This window comes from Mesorhizobium sp. M0816, assembly GCF_040320005.1.
GTDB lineage: Bacteria > Pseudomonadota > Alphaproteobacteria > Rhizobiales > Rhizobiaceae > Mesorhizobium.
The window spans coordinates 1-691 of the sequence record NZ_JAMYOT010000112.1 but is presented as its reverse complement, the minus strand read 5'-3'; the positions used below and the strand labels follow the sequence as shown (position 1 = coordinate 691).

2 protein-coding genes are annotated in these 691 nt (G+C 63.7%); both read right to left on the bottom strand.

Going from position 1 to position 691, the window contains the following annotated elements; all coding sequences use genetic code 11:
* A partial coding sequence (locus NKI17_RS36925) for an aldo/keto reductase (protein WP_352907959.1) occupies positions 1 to 458 on the bottom strand: 458 nt, incomplete at its 3' end.
* Between the two features lie 10 nt (positions 459 to 468).
* Positions 469 to 624 (bottom strand): YjiS-like domain-containing protein, encoded by a 156-nt coding sequence (locus NKI17_RS36920; protein WP_156937304.1) that lies wholly within the window; start codon positions 622 to 624, stop codon positions 469 to 471.
* Positions 625 to 691 lie beyond the last annotated feature (67 nt).

Here is a 691-nt window from a genome sequence, read left to right as displayed (position 1 = left end):
TGGCGCAACAGGCCGAGCGTATCGAACACCTCGCCGGCGCGCTCGATCGGATACTCGTTGATATGTAGCAGCACGACGTCGATACAATCCCGCTGCAGGCGCTGCCGCGAATTGTCGATCGATGTCCGGATTGCCGCGGCAGAGGCATCCTCGGGTGCGATCTTACGCGTTTCGGGATCGCCGAAATAGCCGACCTTGGTGACGATGACGGCTTCGTCCTTACCCCTCAACGCCCGCCCGAGGATCAGTTCGGCATTGCCGGCGCCGTAGGCGGCAGCCGTGTCGAACACCCGCGCGCCGATCTCATAAGCCATCGCCAGCGCGGCTTGCGACCTGATATCGTCGACCTCGCCATAGATTGTCGCCGTGTCACGCCAACGCGCGGGGCCACCCGCCGCCCAGGTGCCGATGCCGATGCGCGGTACCGAGCGGCCATCCCAAAGCATCATCATCTGCATGCCCGGCTCCTCAACGACGCAAGCTGGCGTGGCGGGCACGCTCGCGGATCTCTTCGCGAGAAATGCCGGCATCCGCCAGTGTGCTGTCCCGGGCCTGCCTCAAGCTCGCAAGCGTCTGGCGATAGGCAATCCAGCGGGCGAAACGGTATCGAAGTTCATCCAACATGATCGTCTCCTTTGGTACGCAGAATGCCTGCGCGCCTGGGTTGGTCGGAAGCGCAAAACCTCTGCGC

Coding starts and splice junctions, on each gene's coding strand:
- NKI17_RS36920 (WP_156937304.1), bottom strand. CDS start 624: ATGTTGGATGAACTTCGATACCGTTTCGCCCGCTGGATTGCCTATCGC.